25 protein-coding genes and 5 pseudogenes are annotated in these 24,155 nt (G+C 61.4%); 15 read left to right on the forward strand and 15 right to left on the reverse strand.

The features are described from left to right. Positions 1 to 253 (reverse strand): annotated as a pseudogene (locus tag XH98_RS14080) (IS110 family transposase); the annotation flags it as partial. A 319-nt stretch (positions 254 to 572) separates the two neighbouring features. Continuing rightward, positions 573 to 758, reverse strand: a complete 186-nt coding sequence (locus XH98_RS14085) for a hypothetical protein (protein WP_442868580.1) — start codon at positions 756 to 758, stop codon at positions 573 to 575. On the opposite strand from XH98_RS14085, the gene XH98_RS14090 reads away from it, so the two are divergent. Beyond that, complete coding sequence (locus tag XH98_RS14090; protein WP_271618942.1) at positions 726 to 1,031, forward strand: LysR family transcriptional regulator; 306 nt, start codon at positions 726 to 728, stop codon at positions 1,029 to 1,031. The genes XH98_RS14085 and XH98_RS14090 overlap by 33 nt on opposite strands. On the opposite strand, the gene XH98_RS14095 is transcribed toward XH98_RS14090, so the two are convergent. The 3 genes from XH98_RS14095 to XH98_RS14105 form a co-directional block, all read right to left on the reverse strand. Beyond that, positions 1,009 to 1,239 carry a hypothetical protein gene (locus tag XH98_RS14095; RefSeq protein ID WP_271618943.1) on the reverse strand — a complete coding sequence of 77 codons (231 nt, stop codon included), beginning with the start codon at positions 1,237 to 1,239 and terminating at the stop codon, positions 1,009 to 1,011. The two genes, XH98_RS14090 and XH98_RS14095, sit on opposite strands and share 23 nt — an antisense overlap. Before the next feature lie 73 nt (positions 1,240 to 1,312). Continuing rightward, positions 1,313 to 1,615: a phasin family protein gene (locus XH98_RS14100; protein ID WP_271618944.1), complete on the reverse strand. Its 303-nt coding sequence runs from the start codon at positions 1,613 to 1,615 to the stop codon at positions 1,313 to 1,315. Positions 1,616 to 1,718: 103 nt separating this feature from the next. Next, a complete protein-coding gene (locus XH98_RS14105; protein WP_271618945.1) occupies positions 1,719 to 2,372 on the reverse strand; it encodes a BON domain-containing protein in 654 nt (217 codons plus the stop codon). Positions 2,373 to 2,408: 36 nt separating this feature from the next. Here XH98_RS14105 and XH98_RS14110 point away from each other — a divergent pair. Further along, positions 2,409 to 3,050, forward strand: a pseudogene (locus XH98_RS14110) (transposase); the annotation flags it as partial. Between the two features lie 281 nt (positions 3,051 to 3,331). Further along, positions 3,332 to 4,339 carry an ABC transporter substrate-binding protein gene (locus XH98_RS14115; protein ID WP_271618946.1) on the forward strand — a complete coding sequence of 336 codons (1,008 nt, stop codon included), beginning with the start codon at positions 3,332 to 3,334 and terminating at the stop codon, positions 4,337 to 4,339. A 211-nt stretch (positions 4,340 to 4,550) separates the two neighbouring features. On the opposite strand, the gene XH98_RS14120 is transcribed toward XH98_RS14115, so the two are convergent. Continuing rightward, on the reverse strand, positions 4,551 to 5,900 hold the full coding sequence (locus tag XH98_RS14120) for an NAD(P)/FAD-dependent oxidoreductase (RefSeq protein ID WP_271618947.1): 1,350 nt from the start codon (positions 5,898 to 5,900) through the stop codon (positions 4,551 to 4,553). A gap of 582 nt (positions 5,901 to 6,482) precedes the next feature. Between XH98_RS14120 and XH98_RS14125 the strand changes: the two genes are divergently transcribed. Continuing rightward, on the forward strand, positions 6,483 to 7,490 hold the full coding sequence (locus XH98_RS14125; RefSeq protein WP_271618948.1) for an ABC transporter substrate-binding protein: 1,008 nt from the start codon (positions 6,483 to 6,485) through the stop codon (positions 7,488 to 7,490). Between the two features lie 80 nt (positions 7,491 to 7,570). On the opposite strand, the gene XH98_RS14130 is transcribed toward XH98_RS14125, so the two are convergent. The 7 genes from XH98_RS14130 to XH98_RS14165 all read right to left on the reverse strand — a co-directional run bounded on the left by XH98_RS14130 (position 7,571) and on the right by XH98_RS14165 (position 16,078). Continuing rightward, complete coding sequence (locus tag XH98_RS14130) at positions 7,571 to 7,846, reverse strand: hypothetical protein (RefSeq protein WP_333931919.1); 276 nt, start codon at positions 7,844 to 7,846, stop codon at positions 7,571 to 7,573. A gap of 56 nt (positions 7,847 to 7,902) precedes the next feature. Further along, on the reverse strand, positions 7,903 to 8,193 hold the full coding sequence (locus XH98_RS14135; RefSeq protein WP_271618949.1) for a hypothetical protein: 291 nt from the start codon (positions 8,191 to 8,193) through the stop codon (positions 7,903 to 7,905). A 70-nt stretch (positions 8,194 to 8,263) separates the two neighbouring features. Further along, positions 8,264 to 8,479, reverse strand: a complete 216-nt coding sequence (locus XH98_RS14140; protein ID WP_271618950.1) for a hypothetical protein — start codon at positions 8,477 to 8,479, stop codon at positions 8,264 to 8,266. A 636-nt stretch (positions 8,480 to 9,115) separates the two neighbouring features. Next, positions 9,116 to 9,352, reverse strand: a complete 237-nt coding sequence (locus tag XH98_RS14150) for a hypothetical protein (protein ID WP_271618951.1) — start codon at positions 9,350 to 9,352, stop codon at positions 9,116 to 9,118. 214 nt (positions 9,353 to 9,566) lie between these two features. Continuing rightward, positions 9,567 to 9,737: a hypothetical protein gene (locus tag XH98_RS14155; protein ID WP_271618952.1), complete on the reverse strand. Its 171-nt coding sequence runs from the start codon at positions 9,735 to 9,737 to the stop codon at positions 9,567 to 9,569. 1,325 nt (positions 9,738 to 11,062) lie between these two features. After that, positions 11,063 to 13,681, reverse strand: a complete 2,619-nt coding sequence (locus XH98_RS14160) for a cation-translocating P-type ATPase (protein ID WP_333931924.1) — start codon at positions 13,679 to 13,681, stop codon at positions 11,063 to 11,065. A gap of 111 nt (positions 13,682 to 13,792) precedes the next feature. Continuing rightward, entirely contained in the window at positions 13,793 to 16,078 is a 2,286-nt protein-coding gene (locus XH98_RS14165; RefSeq protein WP_271618953.1) for a heavy metal translocating P-type ATPase, read from the reverse strand. A gap of 301 nt (positions 16,079 to 16,379) precedes the next feature. Here XH98_RS14165 and XH98_RS40890 point away from each other — a divergent pair. The 9 genes and pseudogenes from XH98_RS40890 to XH98_RS14205 form a co-directional block, all read left to right on the forward strand. Beyond that, positions 16,380 to 16,547, forward strand: a pseudogene (locus tag XH98_RS40890) (MFS transporter); the annotation flags it as partial. Positions 16,548 to 16,603: 56 nt separating this feature from the next. Then, the gene (locus tag XH98_RS14170; RefSeq protein ID WP_271618954.1) at positions 16,604 to 17,245 is read left to right on the forward strand and encodes a hypothetical protein; all 642 of its coding nucleotides are present in this window, start codon (positions 16,604 to 16,606) and stop codon (positions 17,243 to 17,245) included. A 145-nt stretch (positions 17,246 to 17,390) separates the two neighbouring features. After that, a pseudogene (locus tag XH98_RS41075) lies at positions 17,391 to 17,480 on the forward strand (hypothetical protein); the annotation flags it as partial. Positions 17,481 to 17,621: 141 nt separating this feature from the next. Beyond that, positions 17,622 to 17,792 (forward strand): hypothetical protein, encoded by a 171-nt coding sequence (locus tag XH98_RS14180; RefSeq protein ID WP_271618956.1) that lies wholly within the window; start codon positions 17,622 to 17,624, stop codon positions 17,790 to 17,792. A gap of 172 nt (positions 17,793 to 17,964) precedes the next feature. Further along, positions 17,965 to 18,633: a DUF6088 family protein gene (locus XH98_RS14185; protein ID WP_271618957.1), complete on the forward strand. Its 669-nt coding sequence runs from the start codon at positions 17,965 to 17,967 to the stop codon at positions 18,631 to 18,633. A 9-nt stretch (positions 18,634 to 18,642) separates the two neighbouring features. Beyond that, a complete protein-coding gene (locus XH98_RS14190; protein ID WP_271618958.1) occupies positions 18,643 to 19,686 on the forward strand; it encodes a nucleotidyl transferase AbiEii/AbiGii toxin family protein in 1,044 nt (347 codons plus the stop codon). A gap of 205 nt (positions 19,687 to 19,891) precedes the next feature. Next, positions 19,892 to 20,242, forward strand: a complete 351-nt coding sequence (locus XH98_RS14195) for a hypothetical protein (RefSeq protein ID WP_271618959.1) — start codon at positions 19,892 to 19,894, stop codon at positions 20,240 to 20,242. A gap of 7 nt (positions 20,243 to 20,249) precedes the next feature. Next, on the forward strand, positions 20,250 to 20,861 hold the full coding sequence (locus tag XH98_RS14200) for a hypothetical protein (RefSeq protein ID WP_271618960.1): 612 nt from the start codon (positions 20,250 to 20,252) through the stop codon (positions 20,859 to 20,861). A gap of 164 nt (positions 20,862 to 21,025) precedes the next feature. Then, positions 21,026 to 21,286 carry a hypothetical protein gene (locus XH98_RS14205; protein ID WP_271618961.1) on the forward strand — a complete coding sequence of 87 codons (261 nt, stop codon included), beginning with the start codon at positions 21,026 to 21,028 and terminating at the stop codon, positions 21,284 to 21,286. Positions 21,287 to 21,565: 279 nt separating this feature from the next. On the opposite strand, the gene XH98_RS14210 is transcribed toward XH98_RS14205, so the two are convergent. Further along, complete coding sequence (locus XH98_RS14210) at positions 21,566 to 21,868, reverse strand: helix-turn-helix domain-containing protein (protein ID WP_271618962.1); 303 nt, start codon at positions 21,866 to 21,868, stop codon at positions 21,566 to 21,568. Positions 21,869 to 21,962: 94 nt separating this feature from the next. Between XH98_RS14210 and XH98_RS14215 the strand changes: the two are divergent. Both XH98_RS14215 and XH98_RS41080 read left to right on the forward strand, forming a co-directional pair. Further along, positions 21,963 to 22,173: pseudogene (locus XH98_RS14215) on the forward strand (type II toxin-antitoxin system RelE/ParE family toxin); the annotation flags it as partial. Positions 22,174 to 22,264: 91 nt separating this feature from the next. Continuing rightward, the gene (locus XH98_RS41080; RefSeq protein ID WP_442868579.1) at positions 22,265 to 22,522 is read left to right on the forward strand and encodes an addiction module antidote protein; all 258 of its coding nucleotides are present in this window, start codon (positions 22,265 to 22,267) and stop codon (positions 22,520 to 22,522) included. Between the two features lie 453 nt (positions 22,523 to 22,975). On the opposite strand, the gene XH98_RS14220 is transcribed toward XH98_RS41080, so the two are convergent. Continuing rightward, the gene (locus tag XH98_RS14220; RefSeq protein WP_271618963.1) at positions 22,976 to 24,154 is read right to left on the reverse strand and encodes a branched-chain amino acid ABC transporter substrate-binding protein; all 1,179 of its coding nucleotides are present in this window, start codon (positions 24,152 to 24,154) and stop codon (positions 22,976 to 22,978) included. Position 24,155: the final 1 nt, after the last annotated feature.

The following is a 24,155-nucleotide window of genomic DNA, read 5'->3' on the forward strand; positions in this document are numbered from 1 at the left end:
ACTTGACGTATGGCGTCACGAACTGAGGGCTGATCAGTCGGACCTGATGGCCAAGCTCCGTGAGCACGCGAGCCCAATAGTGTGCCCCGTTGGAAGCCTCCATGCCGACCAGGCAGGCCGGTAAATTGGCGAAAAAGCCGGCCACCGCATCGCGACGCAACCTCTTTCGCACAACGACTTTCCCGTGATTGTCGACGCCGTGAACTTCGAAGACATACTTCGCCAGATCTAGACCTATCCGAACGACCTGCATGATATCCTCCTTCACTGCACTTGACGCTCGAGATTCCACCGCGGCAAGGGCGGGGTCCATACCATTGGCTCCTGGTTGGCAAGGAGAATCTTCACTTTGCAGCTTGGTCGGAGCAGCCATGTGTTCGGCCTGTTAGTGCGGTACGCATGACCGCTGGCCATAATGCCCTCCGCGGATCAGATCCCGGTCAAAACCTCGCATTCGACGATGCTGTGGCCCTTGTGGGGTGTCCTGATCGCCGGATCGACCGGCGCTGCATTACGTGCTGTTCGCCCTTCCAACCGTTACGTCACACCGGGCTGCCCGGCTGTGATCTCGTTTACGCCGTGAGAGCGGCGGATTCCTTGTAGCGTTCGTTCCTGGCCATCATCGCCCAGGCCATCCTGGCGAGTTCGTTGGCGAGCGCGATGGCGGCGACCTTGGTGGGTCGCCGCGCCAACAATGCGGTGAGCCAGGGCCGATGCCCCGTGCCATGGATCTTGGCTTTTCGGCCGCTGGCGACCAACTGGGCCTGACATCGTCGGCCGTCAGCCAGCTCGTAAGTGAGCTTGAGGCCATTACAGGGTTTCGCGTGTTCGACCGCAGCACGAGACGCGTTGCGCTATCGAGCGCCGTCCGCGAATTCCTGGGCATTGCCCAGACCGTACTTCGGCACGTACAACTCGCCGAGACCGCCGCGGATTCGAGACTGGTCTCTGCACGCCGACAGCATCGACGTCCAGTCCGCCGATTCCCTCGTGATGCGGCATCGTCTCTCAGTCCAGCGTTAGCAATGTGATGACGAAGTGAAAAAGCTCCCAGCCGAACGTCATCAGCAATGCTCCGATGATGAGTATCTTGCCATACCACGAGACCGTTGGCCTGATGCGCGTGCGCTTCGGCGCAGCCGTCTCCATAGCTCCCGGTCGAGGGGGCATCGGCGTCACCGGGTCCGAAACCCCTTCGTCTGGAGATACGTTCTTGCGCTCTGACAGCATCGGCTTCATGGCTCGCCTATGAGCGATGCGACGTGTCTGACGTCGATCAAGCTGACGTTCAAAGGAACGCGGCCTTCGGGCCTCAATCAGCCGGTGTCAGGATTTGCGGTGCCTTCACACCATCGAACACGTGTGTTGCGGCTGACAGATAACGCGAGGAAATGCTTCTCATCAGGTCCATCTGACATGCCACGATCTCGGCGGGCGTTGTGCACTCGGCGAGCTTGTGCAGGTAATCCGCATGGTCATGGAGGCAGGATGCGCCGACCTCCAACAGACCCTTTGTCGCCTGCCCATAAGCAGACGTCGCGGGGTTGTAGATGAGCTTCGTCCAGTCGACACCGTTAATCCCCATCTTCATTTCAAAGGGAGCTTCACTCGCCATTTCATCCTCCGCGCTTTTTTTTAGATGTTCAGCTGCATATTGGCAAACCGCACAGGTCGCACGTTGCGGCAGGGAGTATCTCTTGCCGCAACGGGACCAGGACCTAACGCACGATGGTCAATTGGTCATCCACGGACCGAACACCTGCGAAAGACCAGGCCGCCTGCTCGACGGCTTGGCGCTCGTCCCAGCAATCAACCTTACCCTCGAGCGTGACCATGCTGCCGTCGGCGACGTTCACGCGGATCGCGCTTGCTTCGAGTTTAGCGCGCCGGGTCAGTGCTTTCTCGAGCTTCTTCTTGATGTCCTCCGTGGTTGTGGCCGGCTTGATCTCGATATTGTTGATCACACCGATCACTCCAGACAGCTTTCGAACGTATTGCTCGGCATCGCCGCGCTGGTATTGCCAGGTTACCTGCCCGCTTAGGGTGACAAGCCCCTTCTGGACGGTCACCTGAATGGTGTCCTGCGGAATCGTCGTGTTCCACTTGATGACGTTGAGCGCCCTCTTGGCGATTTCGTCGTCGGACGTCTTCTTGTCGCTCGGGTAGCGCACCTCTATCTCTTGCGCGACGGCGTGCACCCCTTTGACGCGACGCGCGACCTCTTCTGCGGCGTGCTTCTCAGCGAAGCTCGCGACATGTCCACTCAAGGTGACGACGCCGTCGTTTGCAAAGACGCCAATATTCGCCGCGTCGATCCGCGGGTCGAAGTCAAGCTCATCAACAACCATTTCCTGCAGGAATCTGTTGTCCATGGCAGACCTCTTCGTTTAGATGAAATGTAGCGCCTGGCGGCAACGCATCGGGGCTCGGATCGCGCTCAACTGGCAAACATGGGCAAGCAGGCCAAGGCCGTGCTCGGCGTGGACAAGCTCGAGGCGGTGGCCGATCGCGGCTATCACACAGGCGAGGAGATCAAGGCTTGCGCCGACGCTGATATCCTTGTGACTCTACCGAAGCCAAACACGACGGGCATGGAGGCGAAGGGCAAGTTTGGAAAGCACGACTTCGCATATCTGGCCAAGCAGGATGTGTATCGCTGCCCGGCTGGCGAGTTGCTGCCATGTTGGCTCACAACAGTGGATGGCGAACGCACCATTCGGCGCTACGTCACGAAAGCCTGTGGGAGTTGCCTACTGAAGGCGCGCTGCACCACGGCCAAAAACCGCGCCATCTCTCGTTGGGAGCATGAGCACGTCATGGAGGATGCCCAGAGGCGGCTCGACGCAGATCCTCAGGCGATGCGTCGCCGTCGCGAGACGGTCGAGCATCCGTTCGGAACGCTGAAGATGCGCATGGGCGCGACGCACTTCCTGACGAAGCGCATGCCGAAGGTCGCCACTGAGATGGCGCTGCACGTGCTCGCCTACAATCTCACGCGCGTGATGAACATCATGGGTGCTGGTGGGTTGATCGCGGCGATTCAGGCGTGAGCCAGGAGCGCTGTCGCGCGCGTGCCACCAACCTCATCATCGATTATAGTGGCTCGGGCAAGCCATTGGGCTGGCTTCCGGGGCCTTGCCTGAAATTACGCCATTTCGGCGCCAATCCGCGACCCCATGGGGCTGTTCAAAGCGCCGCCCCCGCGTTGAAACGTTTTCACGCGGCCAAGACCCAAACCGGACTCCCAGGAATCCATAGCGCTGCCCCTATTCGCTTGATAGCGTACATACCATTCATGTGACGGCTTGGCATGTCGCAAGGACGAAATCGAATGCAGCGGAGAAAATTCCTCGCCTACGGATTGCTGGCCCTGTCTGAAGCTCGTTTCAGAAGCGTGTGGTCGGGGGAGCCGGCAAAGGGGCGGCGGATTGCGCTCGTCGCATTCACAATTTCAGCCGCTGAAATGACCGAGGATGGAAGCCATCCTATCTATGGTCCTTTCCTTCGCGAATTGCGCAAGCTTGGCTATGAGGAAGGAAGAAATCTGACCGTCCTTCGGTTTTCGGCGGAAGGGGATGCCACCCGATTTGATGCGCTTGTGCGCAGCGTTGTTGAAGCAGCCCCGGATGCCATTCTGGCGCTCAGTGCTCCATTGGTTCAGCGGCTCAAATCGGCCACGACGACCATTCCGATCATCGGGCTCATGAGCGACCCGCTCGGGAACGGCATTGTCTCGAGTATTTCTCACCCCGGCGGCAATATCACGGGCATATCAAGCAACACTGGCGGCGAAATCGTCGGAAAGCGCCTAGACATCTTGTGTGAGGTCGTTCCGACTGCGGTCCGGATTGGTTTTCTCTTCAGCGACACGAGTGCTGGTCATGCTCTTGCAAAGTCCCTTGCGGAAGCCGCCAGCAAGAAGTCCGTGTCGATTATCAACGTTGCCCTGCGCAGCTATCGAGAACCAGACTATCGATCCGCATTTGAAGCGCTGGCGGGACAACAGGCGCAAGCACTCATGGTCGCCGAAGCTGTGGAGAATCTGGCTCAACGGAACCTTGTTGTCGCGCTGGCAAACTCTGCGGGACTGCCGGCGATCTATCCTTTTCGAGAGTTCACGCAAATCGGCGGATTGATCGCTTATGCGATTGATTCCAACGGAGACGCGCGTCGCGCAGCTTCGTACGCCGACCAAATTCTACGCGGCACGAAACCTGGAGACATTCCAATTTACCAAGCAACAAAGTTCGACACGATCATCAATCTAAAGACCGCGAAGGCGCTCGGTATTACCATTTCGCCTATGCTCCTCGCCCGCACAGATGAGGTGATCGAGTGAGGCTTTGCTGCAATGTACGAGTCCGCAATTGGCCCTTCGCTTCCGTTAGGGCGTTGCGGCGAGATGTCCGGGGTCGGGGGTACAGCGGAAGCACCCCGCCGTTGGTCAAAACGGCGCTGTTGACCCAAACCGGACTTCGGTGATCCAGCGTCCCGTATTGTGGACAACGCCGGTCGATGGAGGCCGATCGTGCGCATTCCGGACGAATTAGTTACGCCTCGGCCATCTTCGCGAACACGCGACGCACGAGATCGGGATCGCGATAAACGCTTCGTGGCTTCAATAGATGCTGCACTTCGAGGGTTAGTTTGTGGACCGCGGGATCTTCCGCAGCAAGCCGGATCAAAGCGATGCCGAATTTGAGAGTCATCTCGAAATCCGCCGGTCGTTGTCCCCGCGTCTGAGGAAACGCGAAATCGAGCGTGGCGACCGACCATGGCGTCTCAATGAGTGCTTGCATCTCTTTAAAAAAAATAGACGCCAGCTCGGCGATTGGATTGCCAGTTTCTCCCGAATTCTCGAGCAGCCTCTTGAGCAGGCAGGCCTCCATCGCCGCTACGCTCATGCCTTGGCCGTACACGGGGTTGAAGCAGCAGATGGCATCGCCGATGGGAAGAAGGCCGCGGGGAAAGCTGTCGAGCCGCTCGAAATGGCGCCGGACGCTCTCCGGGAAGCCGTAGCGCGCGACCCCATCCAGGCGCTTGGCATGTCTGATCGCGTTGTAGATCGTCGGCGTCCGCAGTGCCTTGGCGTAGGTGAGGAATCCCTCTCCATCGCCGGGCGGCACGTCACCGTGACGTCCACCAATGGTCACCATCCACCGGTTGCCCTCGAGCGGCAACATCAGGCCGCCACGGCTGTCGTGGGGTGCCTGGCCGAAGGTCATGACGCCTTTCCACTCGGTCGAGGCGTCGTCCGGAATGGAAAATATGCATGTGCTATAGCCGAGATCGATGCCAATCGTGGTCTCCTCGGGCAGCGGTCGGCCAAGCGACCGCAGCAGACCAAGCGTGGGCGCGCCGCGTCCGGAGGCATCAACGACGAGGTCTGCCGAAATGGTCTCGCTCCCGCTGCCGCCGTTCTCGTAACGCACGCCGGTTACGGCTTCGCCATTTGACGCCGGCAAGACCTCCTGTACTCGACATCGCTGGCGCAGCGTGATATTTGCGCGGCTTTCTACCCGGTGGCGGACGGCGCGCTCGATTGCAGGTCGTGACGCCGCGTACCCGCACCAACCGAGATCGCGTTGGGGGAAGGGATCGTAACCCGGGCGTTCGATGCGAACATCGCGGCCGGCCGTGAGCGGTACGGCTCCCGCGCTCAGAAGATCCTGCTCGAACGCCGGGAAGAGTTCGTTCAATGCGCACTGGCCGCTGAACAGCAGCCCATGGACGTGCCGCGCCTGCGGCGTCCCGGCCCGATGCATGGGCTTGGAGGGCAGGCTATCGCGCTCCAGAACAACAACGTTATCAAAGCTGTCCGCGAGCGCCCCCGCGGCCGTGAGCCCAGCCATGCCGGCGCCTATCACGACGGCCTGCTTGCCAATCTGAATTGACGCCATCGCCACCTCGCAACTGCATTCTGTCGAAGTTCGTGTAGGGCCCGCCCCTATCTTACAATACCACGCGCCAACCACATTCAACGCAACGAAACGTCACGACCGATCATGTCCAGCCAAGATTAATCCGGTCGGTCCGACAGCGATTGTGAACTGGCTCACAATTCGGCGCATTATGGGAAAGCCAGCCCTTGGGCTCAATTCCAATTGGCCGAGGCATTGGTTCTCAGGTGCGCGCCGGGTGCAGCGATCGAATGCTTCACCCACGCTTTACGCCGCGACCCGCTGGATCCGCAGATGATCGGTGTGCTGACTGGGACCGCGTCTGGGCCGCCTTCTATGCCCACTCATCGTTCAATAGCGCCGTGCTCACTTCCGGTTATGGCCCGAAGGTGAAGATCACGAGCACGACCGGCACGTCGGTAGCCGAGGCCAGACCGGACATGGTGCCAACACGGCCAAATCGACGTGAACGACCCAACTCGGACATTCCGACCGAGGCTCCCTGTGGAAACGGTACTGGCAGGCCGATAGTCCTCGTGGTTTGATAGCTGAGTTGACTGAACTGAGCGTCGGGGGCAACACATGAGGCGACGCGGGTTTTTGCAAGCGGCGGGCTGCGCGGCCATGGCATGGCCGATGCGGGCGCTGGCTCAAAGCGACAAGAAGCTGCCGCTGGTGGCGGTGCTGTTTCCAGGCACTGAAGAACTGTTCAAGCCAAGAGTGGCAGCCGTGCGTGGGGGCCTGAAGGACGAAGGGATGGTCGAGGGCCGGGACTATCTCCTTGAGGCACGCTTCGCGAGTGGCGATCTTTCACAGCTTCCTCGGCTCGCCCAAGAACTGGATGCGTTGAAGCCTCGGGTGTTCGTAGCGGCCGCCCATGCAGTTGCCACCGTGCATAGCCTGCGACCCGACGCTCCGCTGGTATTTACCGCCATGGCCATTGACCCGATCGCGGTCGGACTTGCGGAGAGCTACACGAGGCCAGGCAGGACAGCTACGGGCAACGTGATGAACGCAGTCGGCGGGGAGGAGAGCCTGACGGCAAAGCGCCTTGGCTTTTTCAGGGATTTGGTCCCGGACATCCGGCGAATTGGCATGATCGGCGTTGCAGATTACGGCCTGGCGCGGCTCGAGACCTCCGAAGAAGCGGCGCTGCGCAAGGTCACAGGGCAATTGGGGATCACCTTTGGCAGTTATGAGATCAAGCCAACTCTTGACGATCTCGAAGCGGTCCTTTCGAAAGCTTTGGGTGACGGCGTCGAAGCATTCTACATTTCTGGCGATCCGGTTCTGACTTATAAAATTTCCGTCGTGATGCCCCGTATTCTGGCGACGGGTAAGCCTACGTTCGGCCCTTATCCCGATTGGGCGCGAGCCGGTCTGCTCCTGACCTATTCCAGTGACGCGGTCGATGGTTTTCAACGCGCCGGGGCCTATGCTGCCAAAATCATCCGAGGCGCAAGGCCCGGCGATTTACCAATCGAGCAGGCCAGCAAGTTCTGGTTGGTGCTCAACCTCAAGACCGCAAAGCAGCTCGGGATCAATGTTCCCCCAAACCTGCTGACGCTCGCCGACGAACTAATCGAATAGTTGCCGCGATGTCGTCTATTGGCCCGTAGCGGCCGTGCTTGCACGTTGCGTCGGCGTCCGGTTCTTGAGGCTAACCGGACCTAGCCGTTTTCCCTACGCGGCGAACAGGTCCGTTCCCGCTTGCGTAATCCGGATGAACGTCCCGGACGTGCAGCTCGACCCAGCCGCGCTCTTGCGCGAGCGCGAATGCCTGCCCTGAACTCATCACCGCTATCGCCCATTTTTAGGAAGGGCTTGTTGACCAGCTCGATGAAGATGCGGCCGTCCTGCACCGGCTCAATGCCACTGGCGATCTCGACCAGCTTGCGGGCGGCGGCTTCAGGGTCGGCGAAGGGGCGATCGACGGCGTACTTCATGGCCGCCGATCGAACCGAGTCGGCGCAGATTGGCCAACGGTATGTCGCGCGAGGACCTAGTGCGTCGAGAGGCCAACGCTGATTAGGCTCGGCTTCGTCGCTGATACCGATAGGTCCTTGGTTCGCGGCGTGAGGACCGCGATCTGATGTGGCGTAGCGGGCATGCCGGCCACTGTCAACGAGGCGCCGGCTGGCTGCTCCTCAACATTGGCCGCTCCCATCACCGCGACTTGAAGCGGTGAGACCGGGAACCCCATCAGCTCGAACGTTGGAAGCTCTGCAGCCCGTGCTGCGGTTGCATTCATCAAGACGGCGGCAATGGCAGCGGCGAAGACGAGAATCTTCATGTAAATTCTCCCTCAAACAGTGATCGGCAAATATCATTTCTTTTAGAAATTGCGGCCCCTCACTCGTCGGTCAGGCACTTAAGGCAAGCCGGGTGATGGGCAGTGTTCTTGCTTCTTCTTGTTGCAAAAAGCGGGAGGAGCCATTCGTGTCCCCCTCGAAAAAGTGTCGTCTAGCACTTCTGTGTTTCAGCAATACTTCATCGGGGATAAAAGAAGTGCGCTGATAAGGACAGGTTTGTTGCCGCATATCCGGGGTTGGCGCGTAGGCGTTGGTTGCATAGCCCAAGCCATCTATTCTGAGTAACGCGTTTAGATCATACTGCCCGGCATAAAGCAGCGAACAGTGGGACGCCCATCCTCGTAGTAGGGCCAAACAACCGTCCTCCCAAAACGGTTGGGCACCTTGACGACGGCGGCATCCGGAACGTCGACCCATTCGTTCTGCAGAAAGACCTGGAAGTGTCCGGCCTGACTTCGCCAATCGGCATCGTCCAACAAGTTGCCGTCCGCAAGGGCGCAGCAGGCCTCTCCCCCATCGGACTTTAGTTGTTCGAATCACGCGTGCATTTCGGGATTAGCACGCGCGTACCTGCCGTCAGGATCGCGAGCGGATGCCGCCATCGATAATGACAGCACTGCGACCGCTGTGACGGGTACTCTTATCGCGCAAGGAAATTGCTTTAACATCTTCATAGCCTCGGCTCCTGAAAATGCGCGGTTCGAAATCGGAATTGGCAGCGCAACCCCGCGGGACTTCCCTCCTCAGATTGTCGGCGAATTCTCGAAAGTGAGCTGCAATTCGCAAGTACAGCGCACGCTCAGATAGGTCAGTCGCGAACTCCGCGAGCGCGTCGCACTCTGCTGCTCGGTACTCATAATTTGTGATCTTCCGGTGCTCGCGGATCACAGGATTGCCCCTCCGTTAGACCTTGTGATGAGCGAGCTTGTAATCACCGGGCACGCACTTGTAGCGCTCGATGTGCCAAGCCTCGGAATGATAAATGGGATGCTCGTCTTTCCACTTGGCCAACGCCGCTTGACCATTGATCACGCAGCTCTGGAAGGTGACCGCGTTATCTAGCGCCGAGTTGGTGACGATCTCGTTGATGCATTCGGTTGACGACAAGCGGCAAAGCACCGCTACGACGGTCACAAACATGGCCCCCCCGGGGAAATTCATTATCAAAAAGATGAGTCAATACATTTTATGATATCAGAAGAAGTGCACTGATAACAGGCCCGTCCACACACCAAAACAGCTGGGCGTGGCTCAGCCTTGGCGTCGATCCTCCGTAGTTTTACGGAGCGCTCGCTGTGGCAAGTATCGCCGACGTGACGATCGTAGACGCAACTCTCATGCGCTGCCTTGGCGGTCAGAACCACTCAACGGGCGTGATCTGGTCCAGAATGACGACAGCTAACGAAACCAGCAAGCCGATGGCGCAGAACAGCGCAACGCTGGTGAATTCGTTCGCCTCCGCCTTCGTCTCGACGTTCTCGGCTGCATCAGGGGAGGCAACGACTTTGGTGGCCACGATGGTCATTGAAGCGCTCCTGTGGAAATGACTTCTGGGAATTGCATGAACTATACGCCTGTATCTGTACGCCAGAATCAGCGCCCCGTCTCGTTATCAGAGGTTGTGAATTGGGTTTGTTCGTTGCCGAGACCTTGCCGGGCTAGTGCGTCACGATGGCCGAGGCTGGGGCCGCGCTTTCGACGATCCGATCCGGTTGGATGACGGCCGCACGCTGCGCACCCTGCGCGATGCCTGCGAGTACATCGCCGCGCTGCCCGGACGCGCGGGCCATTTCGCGCACTCAACTGCATCGCGCGAAGAGACTCGATGGAAGTTCTGCGTCAGGCGTCAGAGTGATATTCCAAGTAGCGCTCCGCCCACGCTAGCATGTATGCGAATACCAGTGTTCACCTGCCCCGCACTCAACTGCCTTCTTAAAGCCGTGTCTCTCGGCCCATGCACAAGCACCGCGTCGCCGTTCCAAACCAGATCCACGCATCCGTCGGGAAAAAGCCGAATCTGACGCGCCCAGCCGGCGGCTCCTGTCCAGGTACAAGCGGCTGCTCGGCTTACTTCGGGATCGTCGATGGCAAACTCCTCGTATTCGGAGTCAAGCCAATGTCCGTTTCGAGATTCCGGCGCTTGAAACCTTACTGTGCTCCTGAGTGGGGTGGCCATTCGCCAGCCGATCTTCTGATACCCGCGAACGATATCCCGCGGTGTTTCACGCACTATCGTAGTTCAGTCTACAAAATTGAAAAAGAGAAAGACAAGGATAAATCAATAGATGTGCCGGTTCGGAAAAAAGCAGGGCTGACGACGGCCTGGCCTCTATTGCCCTCATGAAGCCTTAGAACAGAGATAGATGCGAACTCAATTCGCTTTCTTGCCTTCGGCCTTCCTCTTGTCGGAAGCTGAAGCGCTAAGAACGAAGTCGTCAGTTCACTCAGACGGGATATGAGCTCATCCTGAAAAGGCGATCCATGCTTTCGGCCGAGCATCACTTCGGCACGATCAAGGCCCTTTTAAGAGCGGCCCACTTCTTGATGAAGCGCCTCCGGAATGTCGCCGCAAGCGAGCCCACACGTTATCCGCGACCAATCAGCCAGATGATGGCCCCGATGCAGATGACGCCAATCATGTAAGGTAGCAAGTAGCTTAACAATGTCCTCACCTCAACCTCCCGACTCCCTGTGTTTGCAGTTTTGAGTACGTATAGGCATCTCAAGATGCGACCTCATCAGGGTGGCGCCTTAGCCGCGCAGCCCGCCACAGTCGGCGCGCGTTCGGCAAGTAATTGCACGCTTCCACGCGGCCGCCCAAGTTTCGAAAACAAAAGGCTTCGTTTGTCGCTATCGCACTCTCGCAATCCATCTGACGACCGCGCTGCCAGCTTGCGTGATGATTAGCGGCACCACGCTGAAGATAATCACGATCAACCACATTTCAGAGCTTGGGGGCGCAAGCTGCAATAGATGCGCTGCTGACGGTAGGTGGGGTGGCACAGCGAGCAGCGTTGCACATAGCAAAAGAGCGCCCCACAACCAGCCGTTCCGCGTCACCTCGTTGACGAAGAGCGGCGAGCGCGGATCACGCATGTTGAACGTGTGCCAGAGCTGGGCGAAGGCGAGCGTGAGGAACGTGGTGGTGACTGTTGATCGGGCATCGAGAGCGAGCCAGGCCGACGCGGCCAGCGCCCCGAACGTGCCGGCGGTCAACGCCGCCCCCTGCAAGACGATCGTGATCCACTGCCGGCGGCCCAGGATGGGCTCTTTCGGATCGCGAGGCGGCCGCTTGAGGATGCCCTCCTCTCCCTCGCCCATGGCAAGCGCGAAAGCGGGGAACACGTCTGTCACCAGATTGAGATACAGAATTTGCAGCGGCAGGAGCGGCAAAGGAAGCGCCAGCGACACGGCAAGGCCGACCGCCAAGACCTCGCTGAGATTGCAGGACAGGAGGTAGGCGACGAAACGGCGGATATTGGCGAAAATCACGCGCCCCTCGTGGATCGCCTTGATGATGGTTGGAAACGCGTCGTCGAGCAGGATCATGGCTGCCGCTTCGCGGGCGACATCGGTGCCGCGCAAGCCCATCGCTACACCGATATCGGCCTGCCGCAGAGCGGGTGCGTCATTCACCCCGTCCCCCGTCATGGCGACAATCTCGCCCACAGCCTGATACGCCCGAACGAGTGCGAGTTTTTCATCTGGAGTGACTCTCGCGAATATTCCGATGTCTTGAAGCGCAGGCTGCCCGGTTTCAATCATCCGCCTGATATTTTGGCCCTCCACGACGTTCGCAACGTTCTCCCCAAGACCGACGGCTCGACCGATACTTTTCGCCGTCACCACGTGATCGCCTGTGACCATGACAACGCGAATTCCCGATCGCCGGCAGTCCTGGATGGCCGGTGGCACATCGGCCCGCGCGGGGTCTTCTAAGCCGACAAGACCAGCAAGCACCAGCCTGTCATAGGGTACGGTATTGGCCACCTGGTCGATTCTCCTCGCGCAGGCAAGCACCCGCAGGCCCTCATGGCCAAGCCGATCGGCTCGGCTCAGCCACTCCGCTCGCATGGTGTCATCAAGCGCGACTTCGCCGTTACCGACAGACATGCGCGTCGTCGCGGCCAGCACCGCCTCGGGCGCCCCCTTTACGGCGATCAGTACACCGTCCCCATGCTCATGAACGGTCGCCATCATCTTGGCGACGGGATCAAAAGCATGCTTGCGCACGACGTCGCGCCCTTTCAGCAAGGCTGTCCGCCTGAAGCCGGCGCGCAGCCCGGCACGCAGAAGTGCGATCTCCATGGGATCGCCGCTGCCGCGCTCCTCGGAACCATCGAGATGCGCGTCGTTGCATAGAACCGCGATCCGGAGCAATTCGGCCGCCTGCGGATCGCCAGCAACCTGCCGCCCCTCGCCTCCCTCTGTAGCGCTGGTCACCAGCTCGATCTCGCCAGAGGATGTGCAGAGCCGCCGCACCGCCATCCGATTTTCGGTCAAGGTACCGGTCTTATCGGTAAGAATGACCGTGGTCGCTCCGAGCGTCTCGACCGCCGAGAGACGTTCGATCAGTGCGTTTTGCTGCGCCATGCGCCACATGCCACGGGCGAGCGCAAGCGTCGCGACGATGGGGAGACCTTCGGGAATTGCGGCCACGGCGAGCGCGATGGCCGCCTCGATCATCAGGAGAGGGTCTTTGCCACTCAATAGACCAATGGCACCGATGATGGCCGCGACAGCGATAGTCGCCCAGACGAGTTGCACCGACAGGCGCTCAAGCTTACGCTCGAGGGGTGAATGACCCGGATCGGCTTCGAGAACCAGCCGCGTCACCCGGCCGAGTTCTGTGATGATTCCGGTCGCGACCACCACACCAACGCCGGTGCCGCGCGTGATCGCGGTGCCCTTGAACGCCATCGACGCGCGATCGCCGAGACGGGTATCGGCGCTGACCGGCTCGACCTGCTTGTCGACGGCGACGGATTCCCCGGTCAGTGACGACTCGTCCGCTGAAAGACGAGATGACGCGATAAGGCGCAGGTCGGCCGATACGGCGTCACCTGCTTCCAAGACCACGACATCGCCCGGAACGAGCTCCTCGGCCGGGATCACTTGAACCCGCCCCTCGCGTCGGACACGGGCGGTCCGCGTGCCGAGCGCGCGCAAAGCCTCGATCGACCGGACCGCCTTCAACTCGGTCACGAAGCCGATCAGCGTGTTGATGGCAAGCACCGCAAAGATGGCGCTGCCCTCCTCGAGCTCCCCGAAATAAAATGCCAGGCCGGCTGCGCCGCTCAGGAGATAGACGACCGGACTCTTGAACTGGTGCACCAGCAGGCGCAGCACGCCGGCTGGACGCCGCGAGGCAATGGTGTTCGCGCCGAAATGCTTCCGTCGTACGCCGACCTCGGCTTCGGACAATCCCTCGGCGCCGGACACCCGGAACTGCCCGAGCAGTTCCGCCACGCACAGAGCATGCGGACATTTCGGCAATATCAGCGGGCCAACGACTTTCTTCTTCGCGATGGCTAACCTCCTTTGCGCCCGAACGGACATTTTGTGTGGCTAAGGCCGGGCCTAAGCCGCCACGGCTTCGTAGATGTCCTCTTCCTGAGCGGTGTGCATGCGCACCAGCGTCTCGATGGCCTCGATCACCCGTTGCGCATCGCGCACGATGTAGCGGTCGATTTTCTCCGAGGGCATGTCCTCGACGATTCGGCTGAGCAGTCGGGCAAGATGCAGGATCTCCCGATGGGCGCGGCTCATGGCGGAGAGGCCATGGCGCTCGCGCAGCACCTCCGCAAGCTTCGGATAGACGCTGTCTTCGTCATCGCGCTCGTGTTTCACGACGCTGCTCTGAACCAGCCGCTGGGCTTCTTCGATCAATGTCCTGGCGCATTCGGGCGTCACGTCATCCAGGGCATCGACGATTTTGCGCAGGCGGTCCAAGTCCCTGAACAAGGTCTGATGATCGTGGCGCAATGTCAGCCCCTGCTCCGCGGCGATGCGACGGCGACCAACGCCGAGGGCCGGAGTGAGCGCGCGCAGCGCGTTCAGGATAACGGCGACATCGATCACCTCCTGCGTGATCGCCGCCGGCACCGGGGCGAGCCAACCCAGAGTGGCAGCGAGCATTGCGACGAGCGAGAGCCCCATGCCGACGACAATACTTTGCAAGGCAATCCGCCGCGCCCGCTGCGCAATGATAATCGCTTCGCCCACGCGATCGAGACGGTCGGCCAGGATCACCACATCAGCCGCCTCAGACGAGGCGCTGGCGCCCCGCGCGCCGAGCGCGACACCGACGTCGGCTACGGCAAGCGCCGGGGCGTCGTTGATGCCGTCGCCGACCATGATGGTCGGATGCAGCCGCTGCTCGCCGCGCACTGCTTCGACTTTATCGGAAGGGACGCGGTCGGCCAGCACGGCATTGAGGTCGAGTGCCGCACCGATGGCCTGCGCCGCCGCGGCGCGATCGCCAGTGACCATCACTATGCGCGCGATGCCCGCGTCGCGCAGTAGCCGGATCGCCCGCGGCGTATCGGCCCGCAGCTCGTCCGCCAGAAGCAACGCACCAATTGTGCGCCCATCCACCGCGACAAAGAAGATCAGCGCCGAACGCCACGAGGCGCGCCGGATTGCCCGCAGCTCCCACGGCGACGGCTCTGAATTCGAGGGTAGCATGTGTCGTGCGCCGGCCGTGACCTGCCGTCCATCGATCAGGCCGCTGATGCCGGACCCCATCGCCTCCTTAACCTGTTCGGGTGTTCTCAGCTCGAGGCCGCGCTCGACGGCCGCCGCCACAACGGTCTTGGCAATCACGTGATGCGAAGCCTGCTCAAGCGATGCCCCAAGCCTGAGAACCTCGTCCGGGTCCCCTCCCGGTGCAATCTCGATCGAAAGCAGCCGCGCCCCTCCGACGGTTAGGGTGCCCGTTTTATCGAATAGCACCGTATGCGCGCGAGCCAGCGCCTCCAGCGCCCCACTGCCCTTGGCCAGGATACCGCGGCGCGCCGCTTGCGCGACGCCGGCAATGAAAGCGACCGGTGCAGCCAGGATCAGCGGGCAAGGCGTCGCCGCCACCAGGACGGCCAGGCTACGGGTCAGATCACCTGAGATCCGCCACGCCACGAAGGCGATCACGATCGTCACCGGCAGAAGGATCAGCGCGTAGCGATCGGCCATCCGCACAAAGGGAGCCTTGGCCGTTTGCGCCGCCGTCACCATCCGCACGATGCCGGCATAGGTGCTCTCGCCGGCCGGTGCAGTTACGGTCAACTCGAACGTCTCGCCGGCGTTCAGCGAACCTGACAGAACGGCACTGCCACGCGCTTTTTCGACTGGGATCGGTTCGCCGGTCACGGCGGACTCGTCGATAGTGGCCGAGGCCGAACCAATGATGCCGTCGACTGGAATGATCTCGCCGGCCCGCACCAGGAGCTCTTCACCGACCGCGACGGCATCAACCGGGACCTCTTCGATCTGCTCGCCGCTTTTGCGATGCGCCTGGCGCGGCGCACGATCGACCAGCGACCGCAGGTCGCGCTCGGCGCGTGCGACCGCGATATCTTCCAGCACGTTGCCGCCGGAATACATCAAGGCGACCACGGCTCCAGCAAGCGGTTGGCCAAGCGCCAACGCCGCGCTCATGGATAGCAGCGCAATCGCATCCACGCCGAGACGGCCGCGGAGAAAATCCCTGACGATCGAGACCGCCAGTCCTCCGATCACGGGAGCCGTGCCTAGTTCCCAAGCAAGATCGGCCAGATCAGGCCGTCCCGTCGCACGTGCAAGAAGCCCCGCGATCAACCCTGCGATCGCTATCGCGACTAGGGCCCACCGCAGGAGCCGCTCAAACGACATCATCCCGTTCCTACAGTTGGAGACGCATCAAACTGTCCCAAATCCGGCTTCGCCGATTGAGCAGGATCAACGCGATAGCTGCGAAACACGCCTGCCCGGCGCAATGCGGTCACTAGGAAGACAATCACTACCCCCCGAGCGAGGCCGGAAACAACGGCCGCAGGACGACCCGAGCGGCGCAACAGCTCAAGCTGACGCAATTCGGCGCGCCCGTCCTTCGCGACGTAGACATTCCAGCCCTCCCCGCGGCGAAACAGCGCGCCGTCACATCGGATGGCGCCAGCCAGCCGCGGCGCGCCTGATGCTTTCGGGGCTCGGCATTTTCATCCTTGCCAATCTCGCGACCGCCTGGGCGCCGAACTTCGCCATCGCTTTGGTGGCCCGAGCCGTCGCAGGCCTCGGCGCCGCCATCTACGCGCCGACCGCCACCGGGTCCGGCGCCAGCCTGACGCCGCCGGAAAAGCGGGGCTTCGCGCTCTCCATCGTGATCGCCGGGCTCACCTTCTCGACCGCTCTCGGTTCCACGTGCTCGCCGCCACCACCACGCTCGCCGCCGGCATCAACAGCCCTGCCTCGACGGTCATTCTCGCTGAGAACGAGTTCGTCGGCGAGGACGGCCGCCCCTTCACGATCGCCGAGTACAAGAACATGGCCGGCCGCGCGGGACGGCTCGGCTACAACGAGATCGGCAAGGCGATCATCCTCGCGGACACGCCGGTCGAGCGGGCGCAGCTATTCCAGAAATACGTGCTCGGCAGACCTGAAGACGTCACTTCTTCGTTCCAGCAGCGCAACCTTCCCACCTGGATCCTCCGGCTGCTCAGCCAAGTCCGCGGCGTGCGCGCCGAAGAAATCCCGGGGCTGCTCGCCAACACGTTCGGCGGCTACTCCGCATCTCTGGCGAATCCGCACTGGATCCGGCAGGTCGAGAGTGACGTCGCGGCGCTCGTCGGCCGATTGCTGCAGGCCGGCCTTGCCGAGCGCGAGGGCGACCTGATCCGTCTGACGCTGCTCGGTCGCGCCTGCGGATCCTCCTCGCTCGCCTTCGAATCCAGCCTGCGCCTGATCGAGTTGATGCGTCAGCTGGACATCGTGCACACGGACCCGGTCAGGTGCTCGGGATCGTCCAGGTGCTTGCCGAGATGGACGCTATCTATACGCCCGTGATGAAACGCGGGCGCGCCGAGGGCATCCGCGCCAGCCAAGTCGGACAGCGCTTCGGGGCGACATAGCGCACTTCCTGCAGCGCTATTGCGACGGCGAGTTCGAATTTCTGGCGAGGTGCAAGCGTGCCGTCATCCTGTACGACTGGATCGAAGGCGTCCCCGTCGACGAGATCGAGCGGCGCTACACGACGACCCCATTCCAAGGCGCCGTCAGCTACGGCGACATCGCCCGCATAGCGGACGGTGCCCGCTTCCATCTTCGATCGGCTCACCAGATTCTGTCGGCCCTTTTCCCCTCGCATCCCGACTTTCTGCTCGCGCTCGACGGGCTGCTGCGGCGCCTCGAGTTCGGTCTCCCGACAGACGCTCTTGGACTGATGGGCCTGCCGTTGGCCCTGTCGCGCGGCCAGTACCTCGCGCTGGCAGCGACGGGCGCGCGGTCGGTCGATGCCGTCCTGTCTCTCGGCACCGAGACGTTGACACGCTGCGTCGGGGATGCGGCCGCAAAGGCGATCGGCGCGATCGAGGAAGGCCGGGTATCGGCCTGATCGTCGGAACACGATGCGGAACGTGGTGACCAGGTAGAATTCGTCTTCGTGGGGGCTTTTCGGAACCAGGGCCTACCACAATACCGTAAATGTAAGAAATATGCTTCATATTTCTTACACGGTTGACTTCTGTAAGAAATCTGATACATATTTCTTACACGGGAGCCGCGATATGGCCAGCAGCACAATAGCCCAGATCTACAATCGGATGAGCCACGACCCCCAGCCAAGCAAGGTATGGACCGCGCGCGACTTTGCCGATACCGGCTCCAGGTCGGCCGTAGACGTCGCGCTCCATCGCCTCCGGAGCGACAACCGGATCCGACGTGTCGACCAAGGTCTCTACGACCTTCCGCGCACCAACCATCTCACGAAGAAGATTTCCCCGCCCGACTACAGGTCGGTAATTCAGGCGGTCGCGCGACGGGACGGCGCCAAGGTGTTGATCGACGGCATCACCGCCGCCAACAACCTGGGCTTCACCAACGCCGTGCCGGCCAAGGTGGTGGTGTGGACCGACGCGCGCGTGAAACCGATACATCTCGACAAGATGGTCATCGATTTCAAGAAGGTTGCGGCCAGCCGGCTTGTATGGGCCGACCGCCCCGCGGCTCAGTTGGTACAGGCTCTGATCTGGCTGCGCGATGTTCTACCCTCGGACCACGACAGGGTCGCGAAGCGCCTCAAGGCGATTCTGAACGACGGCGATAACGGGCAGCGCATGCGCCAGGACCTGCAGGACCACCTGGGCGATCTGCCCGACTGGCTCGTTCCGCTGGTGAAGGATATCCTGAGCGACGCGACGCCGTCAGGTCCGCCACCGCCGACTAGCACTCCGTGAAAGGCAATCATGAGCGACCTGCAGCAGATCATCCGGGCCAGCGCTGACGACCGCCGAGGTCTATTCCAGACAACCGGGCAACGCCTGTCGTGCGCGCCGGAGAACGTCGAAAAGGATTTCTGGGTCTGCTGGACGCTCGATGCGCTCTACAACAGGGCGGGCATCGGGGAACGCCTGCTGTTCAAGGGAGGCACTTCGCTCTCGAAGGCCTTCGATCTGATCCAGCGGTTTTCGGAAGACATCGACATCACGGTCTTCCGCGACGACCTGCCGGGCGATCCGTTTCCCTCCGACGACGAGCTGCGCGCCATGGGATCGAACAAGCGCAAGCGCCAGCTCGACGAGATCAAGGATCGCTGCAGCCGGTACATCCACGGCCCGTTCCAGGCCGCGCTGACCAAGTTTGCCGCCGCCGACCTCGAAGGGATGAAGTTCAAGATCGAGCCGGATCGGGACGACCCCGACGAGCAGTCCATTCTCTTTCACTATCCGAGCGCGTTCACGGATTCCGACGAGGCGTACATCCGCCGCGTCGTGAAGATCGAGTCAGGAGCGAAATCGGCGCTCGATCCGCATGAAACTAAGGCGATCGTTCCCTACTCCGCATCCGACACAGATGGACTGGATCTCACCGTACCGAACGTGCTGACGATCAAGCCCGAGCGGACTTTTTGGGACAAGATCATCATTCTGCACGGACAGCGGCACTGGTTTCAGAACAAGGGCGAACTCTACAAGGACGGGCAGCGGCTGTCGCGGCACTACTACGATGTATTCCGCCTTCTCGCCTCCGAGCACGGCAACGCCGCGCTTGCGGATCTCGAACTCGCGGATAGCTGCGTAAAGCACGCACGCCTCTACTTCGACCGCAAGCCTCTCGATCTCGACTTGGCAACGGCCGGAACGTTCGGCATCGTACCCGCCGACCGCATGCTCGATCCGTTGAAAGCGGATTACGAAAAGATGGCCGGCATGATCTTCGGCGACGTCCCGCCGTTCGACGACATCCTCGCTAAGATCAAGGTGGCCGAAGCGACATTGAACGCAGCGTGACCTGCGCTCGGACTTCTCTCCGATGGCGCCGAAGCTCCTCCCGACGGCCTAGCCGACGGCGAATCCGTCGTCTGCACTTCGCAGAGCGGCGGGCATTCATTGAACCGGATCGCCCGCCGATGGATCGCCGAACGGTTGTCACCCGGCGCGCTTATGGTAGCCTTCCAGTTGTATTCCCGCGCATACGCGACCCTTGAGGTGATACATGGTCATGATCGAGTCCGCCGCTCCCGATCCGCTCGACGCCATCTTCCTGGATTTCGAGAAGAGGTCGGGTTGGACGCTGAGTCAGGAGGCGAAGAACATCCTCAAGGAAGGTCTCGAAGCGCTTCACGTGGATACGCTCGGCCTCGGGACCTTCGCCATGGCCGCCGACCGGTCTCCCATCGTTGTTCAGGTCATGGGCGCCCTGCCCACGTTTCTGTTCGATCTAGCGAAGAAGGCCGATGGCCGCCCCAAGATTGAGACGTCCAAGCGGACGATCGGCGGCGTGTTCGTTCTTCAGAACATGGGGCTGTGGCAAAGCCTGTCCGGTTGCACGTGTTGGCCTATCTGAGCCGACCATGAACGGTGCAGCGCCTCCGCCGCCGATCAAGGACACGATCGATGCCAATTCCGGCCGGTTCGAGTTCCTGAAGCAGACGCTCACGCTGGGCCTCGCCGGGATCGGCGGCGTGGCGGCGCTCTTCACCGACCCGTCCCGCGTGCCGAGCGACGAGTTCTCCAAGGGGGTGCTGGTGGTCGCCGGCGCTGGGCTGGTCTTCGTCGTGGCTTTCGCCGTCATGGGCCTCTCGGCCTATGCCAATCTGCTGACCGTCAGCGCGAAGAACCCTAGGCAAGAGGCGGATGTCGAGAAATATTCGAACGGCGTCCGCAACCACGCGCGCATCGTGATCATCGCCCTATCGGTGGCACTTGCCGGCACGGTCACGTTCGCGGTCAATCGCCTCTTCGCGCCGCCGACCACGCCTGAGGGCGCGGTCACGACCGCCGCCGGCTTCGTCGCCAAGGAGACGAAGCTCACCGCCGACATGATCCATTTCGACAAGATGGGGACCGACGACGACGCTTACGTCGTGACGTTCTCGGTGCCGACAACCGGCAACGGCTTCACCGTCCGCGTCGCGAAAAAGGACGGCAGCGTCGCCCAGGCCACGCAGCAGAAGAAGCCATAGCGGATCGTTGCGGCGACTCACGGCGATCGCTATATTCGGGACGGGCTCGCCACCTTCGACCTGTCGCCGGGTCAAACGGCTTCCACATCGACCATCCCGATCCTTTCGGACCGCGGCACTTGGCTTAATCGGCGACCCGTGTGCCCGTAACCGAGGATTGTCAGATGAAGTCGATTGTTACTCTCAACGATATCGAATGCATGAACGATGCCCTTCGGGCATCACTCCCCGATGTCAAGTCGTCCCATCGCGTCGAGGCGCTCGCACGCGGCCTGGGCTGGTCCACGAACGCGTCGATGCGCGCGGCACTGGCGGCGGCGCCGACGGGAGCCGCTCCAGACGAAGGCGCCTTCCGCGACTACCTTCGCCTGCATTCGTTCGACGCGCCGGACGGCACGCTGCTGCGGTCCTGCCCAGAAAGCTGAACTTCTCCATCCGACCCGCTTGCGGACTCCTCGGTAGCACACCCAAGGGGCTCCCGCTATGCGACCTCTCGGTCGCGATGGCCGACCCCCAAGCATTCGGTAGAGCGTCGGATCGCCCTCGCTATAGCGAGGCCTCAGCGCAACGCGGCCTCGGCGCAAGCAGGATCAGCGTGCCTTGCAAAGCGATATCGAGTTCAGCAACTCGCGACTTGCAGCTACATTCGGCGAAGCGGAGGCGGCGATATCGACTAGCGGCGGTTCGGCTCGCGTGCGTCCAGGTCAGGCCTTAGCCACGCTTCTTCCGCGAGAACGCGCGGGGGGGGGGCGTCGCCTGCTCGGTCCCGTAAACACTTTTGCTATCGGCATCAGCAGGTCAGCGACCTCGACGTCAAGGGCAATTGCAACCTTGTCCAGCGTTTCCAGAGTGGGATTAGCGGTCGAGACTTCCAGCGGGCTGACCAGCGCCTGACGCATGCCGGCAGCGTCCGCAAGATCATCCTGCGACCAATCGCGTTGCAAACGAAGCCGCCGAATGTTGCGGGCAAGAAGTCGCCGCGTGTGTGCAGGTTTTCGCCGCCTCATCCGGCAGGATGATGCATTTGCAGGCGATCAACACCACACGTTATAACGTTTAAAACACGCTCAAACGTATGACACGCACAATAGAACCAGACCACGCGTCCGCATCCGTCGCCGCGAGCTCGGCAACCTGGGCGATGTGAAACCGGTTGGCGGAGGTATCAGCGAACTCCGAATCGGCTACGGGCCCGGCTCGCATTTACTTCGTTCAGCAGGGCAACACCGTGGTTATCCTGCTCTGCGGTGGCGACAAGTGGACCCAGAAAAAGGACATCGGGACCGCCAAGCGGATGGCGAAGGAAGTTTGATATGCCCCTTAAGACAATCAAGTTCGACAAAGAAACCGGATCAGCAGGTCGCCCATCTAGAAGCAGCGCTTGAGAGCGATGACCCTTCGTTATTGCTGCCGCTATCGGCGATTTAGCTAAAGCCTGGGGAGTTTCGAAGTTCTCCCGCGAGACTGGACTGAGCCGTAAGGCGATCTACAAGACATTTCGCGTCGGCGGCAATCCAACGCTCGATACACTGACCAAGGCCACGCGCGTTCTCGGCTACAAGCTAACTCTTGCGCCGAAAAATCGGATCGTTCACACGTCGGCAATTGGCCGCCTGAGCCGTCAGCGCGCTACTGTCGGTAAGTCAAAGAAGCGCGCTTGAGCGGAGATGCGGTGACGAAGGTCGGCTAAGCGGCCAGGAAGCGCTCCAGCGAGCTATCCCAGCCGTTTGCGACGGGCGTGAAGGACAGGCCGCCTTGGGCTGCTGCCCTGCGCCGCGGCCAGTCGCGACGACAGTGGACTCCGATTGAAGCAGAAAGACTCAGATCGAACGAGAAACGACAGTAGTTCTTCGAGTAGGGCCGACACTTCTTCGGAGATGCCTCATGCGAATATCACGGGGGGAGCCGGCCCGACCTCTGAGTCATTCGCGCTGGATTCGATTCTGCCTCCTACGGGCGCTGCGCCTGCGGAACACGGCCAGGCGAACTGTCGCGAGAGACATGGTTTGCGTAATGAACCTTATGAAGACCGTGGAGGTCTATGACCACCCTGCTCCCGGCGGAGTTCGTTACCCAGGTTCGCCAGATCAGGGACCGCGGCGCGGCAACGATCCCTATTCGCGGATCTGATCGATCGGCTTGAAATGGTCGCCCTCGACCGTATTGACGAAGATCACAGCGGACTTGTTGTCGCCCTTCTCGGTCCACTGCACCGGCCTCGCATAGGCGATGCCCTGGAAAGTCAGCTTGCGAAGCGCCGCCACGACATCGGCGCGCGTCGGCACACGATCCTTCGCCTTAGCGGCATCAGCGATCGCAACCATCAGCACGCGTGCCGAATCGTAGGAGCTTGCCGCATAGTTGTTGATCGGCCCGTACTTCGCCGTGTATTTCGCGCCGAATTCGGCGCTGCCGGGAACGGCCCCGATCGCGGGCGCGGCGGAGAGAATGCGAACACCTTCTGCTTTCGTGGCGGCGCCTTCGGATGCCTGAATGAACGCCTTGGTGTCCCAGCAGCCGTCCCCGCAGGTGAACAGTTGCGTCAGCCCTTCCGCGCGCATCTCTTTCAGGATCAGCGCGCCTTCGCGAATGCCGGCAAAGAACACCACGTCGAAATCCCTAGGCCACGACTTGACGAAATCGGCAAAATCCTTCTCGCCCACCTTCACTGATTTGCGCGCCACCACCGTGCCGCCGCTGCCAAAACCGGCGACGAACTGATCGGCCAGTCCGACACCATAGGACGTGCCGTCGTCGACCACGAGCGCGCGCTTCTTGCCCATCTTCTCGATCAGATAGCGCGCCAGACCCGGCCCCTTCCTGTCGTCGCGGTTGGTCAGGCGGAAGATAGTGGCAAAGCCGCTCTCGGTCACTTTCGGGTTCGACGCCATCGGCGTGATCACCGCAAGCGAGCAGTCCGCGTAAATCTGCCCCGTCGCGATTGCAACGCCGCTGTTGACGTGGCCGACCACGCCCAGAACGGCCGGATCATCGCAAAAGCCCTTGGCCACCGCCTTCCCGGCCTCGGGGTCGGCCTTGTCGTCGACCGCCACGGCCAAAACCCTGGCGCCGGCGATGCCGCCGGCCGCGTTGCGCTCATCGACGGCGAGGTCGACGGCCTGTTTCATCTCGACGCCGAAACCGGCCGACGTCGTCGTCAGCGGCCCGCCAATGCCGATCTTGACCTCCTTGCCGGCCATTTGCGCGGCGGCGGGCGCCGCGAGCGCCAAGGCAACAACAGACACAACAAGAACGGACACGAGCAGGGGGAGAGCGCCGCGACAATTGGTCATC

It is taken from the genome of Bradyrhizobium sp. CCBAU 51745, assembly GCF_028128715.1.
Lineage (GTDB): Bacteria > Pseudomonadota > Alphaproteobacteria > Rhizobiales > Xanthobacteraceae > Bradyrhizobium > Bradyrhizobium manausense.

Coding starts and splice junctions, on each gene's coding strand:
- XH98_RS14180 (WP_271618956.1), top strand. CDS start 17,622: ATGGGCCTGCCGTTGGCCCTGTCGCGCGGCCAGTACCTCGCGCTGGCA.
- XH98_RS14130 (WP_333931919.1), bottom strand. CDS start 7,846: ATGAAGTACGCCGTCGATCGCCCCTTCGCCGACCCTGAAGCCGCCGCC.
- XH98_RS14185 (WP_271618957.1), top strand. CDS start 17,965: ATGGCCAGCAGCACAATAGCCCAGATCTACAATCGGATGAGCCACGAC.
- XH98_RS14210 (WP_271618962.1), bottom strand. CDS start 21,868: ATGAGGCGGCGAAAACCTGCACACACGCGGCGACTTCTTGCCCGCAAC.
- XH98_RS14200 (WP_271618960.1), top strand. CDS start 20,250: ATGAACGGTGCAGCGCCTCCGCCGCCGATCAAGGACACGATCGATGCC.
- XH98_RS14120 (WP_271618947.1), bottom strand. CDS start 5,900: ATGGCGTCAATTCAGATTGGCAAGCAGGCCGTCGTGATAGGCGCCGGC.
- XH98_RS14150 (WP_271618951.1), bottom strand. CDS start 9,352: ATGTTTGTGACCGTCGTAGCGGTGCTTTGCCGCTTGTCGTCAACCGAA.
- XH98_RS14165 (WP_271618953.1), bottom strand. CDS start 16,078: ATGTCGTTTGAGCGGCTCCTGCGGTGGGCCCTAGTCGCGATAGCGATC.
- XH98_RS14095 (WP_271618943.1), bottom strand. CDS start 1,239: ATGAAGCCGATGCTGTCAGAGCGCAAGAACGTATCTCCAGACGAAGGG.
- XH98_RS14100 (WP_271618944.1), bottom strand. CDS start 1,615: ATGGCGAGTGAAGCTCCCTTTGAAATGAAGATGGGGATTAACGGTGTC.
- XH98_RS14125 (WP_271618948.1), top strand. CDS start 6,483: ATGAGGCGACGCGGGTTTTTGCAAGCGGCGGGCTGCGCGGCCATGGCA.
- XH98_RS14105 (WP_271618945.1), bottom strand. CDS start 2,372: ATGGACAACAGATTCCTGCAGGAAATGGTTGTTGATGAGCTTGACTTC.
- XH98_RS14220 (WP_271618963.1), bottom strand. CDS start 24,154: ATGACCAATTGTCGCGGCGCTCTCCCCCTGCTCGTGTCCGTTCTTGTT.
- XH98_RS14090 (WP_271618942.1), top strand. CDS start 726: ATGGATCTTGGCTTTTCGGCCGCTGGCGACCAACTGGGCCTGACATCG.
- XH98_RS14190 (WP_271618958.1), top strand. CDS start 18,643: ATGAGCGACCTGCAGCAGATCATCCGGGCCAGCGCTGACGACCGCCGA.
- XH98_RS14115 (WP_271618946.1), top strand. CDS start 3,332: ATGCAGCGGAGAAAATTCCTCGCCTACGGATTGCTGGCCCTGTCTGAA.
- XH98_RS14205 (WP_271618961.1), top strand. CDS start 21,026: ATGAAGTCGATTGTTACTCTCAACGATATCGAATGCATGAACGATGCC.
- XH98_RS14135 (WP_271618949.1), bottom strand. CDS start 8,193: ATGAAGATTCTCGTCTTCGCCGCTGCCATTGCCGCCGTCTTGATGAAT.
- XH98_RS14155 (WP_271618952.1), bottom strand. CDS start 9,737: ATGACCATCGTGGCCACCAAAGTCGTTGCCTCCCCTGATGCAGCCGAG.
- XH98_RS14195 (WP_271618959.1), top strand. CDS start 19,892: ATGGTCATGATCGAGTCCGCCGCTCCCGATCCGCTCGACGCCATCTTC.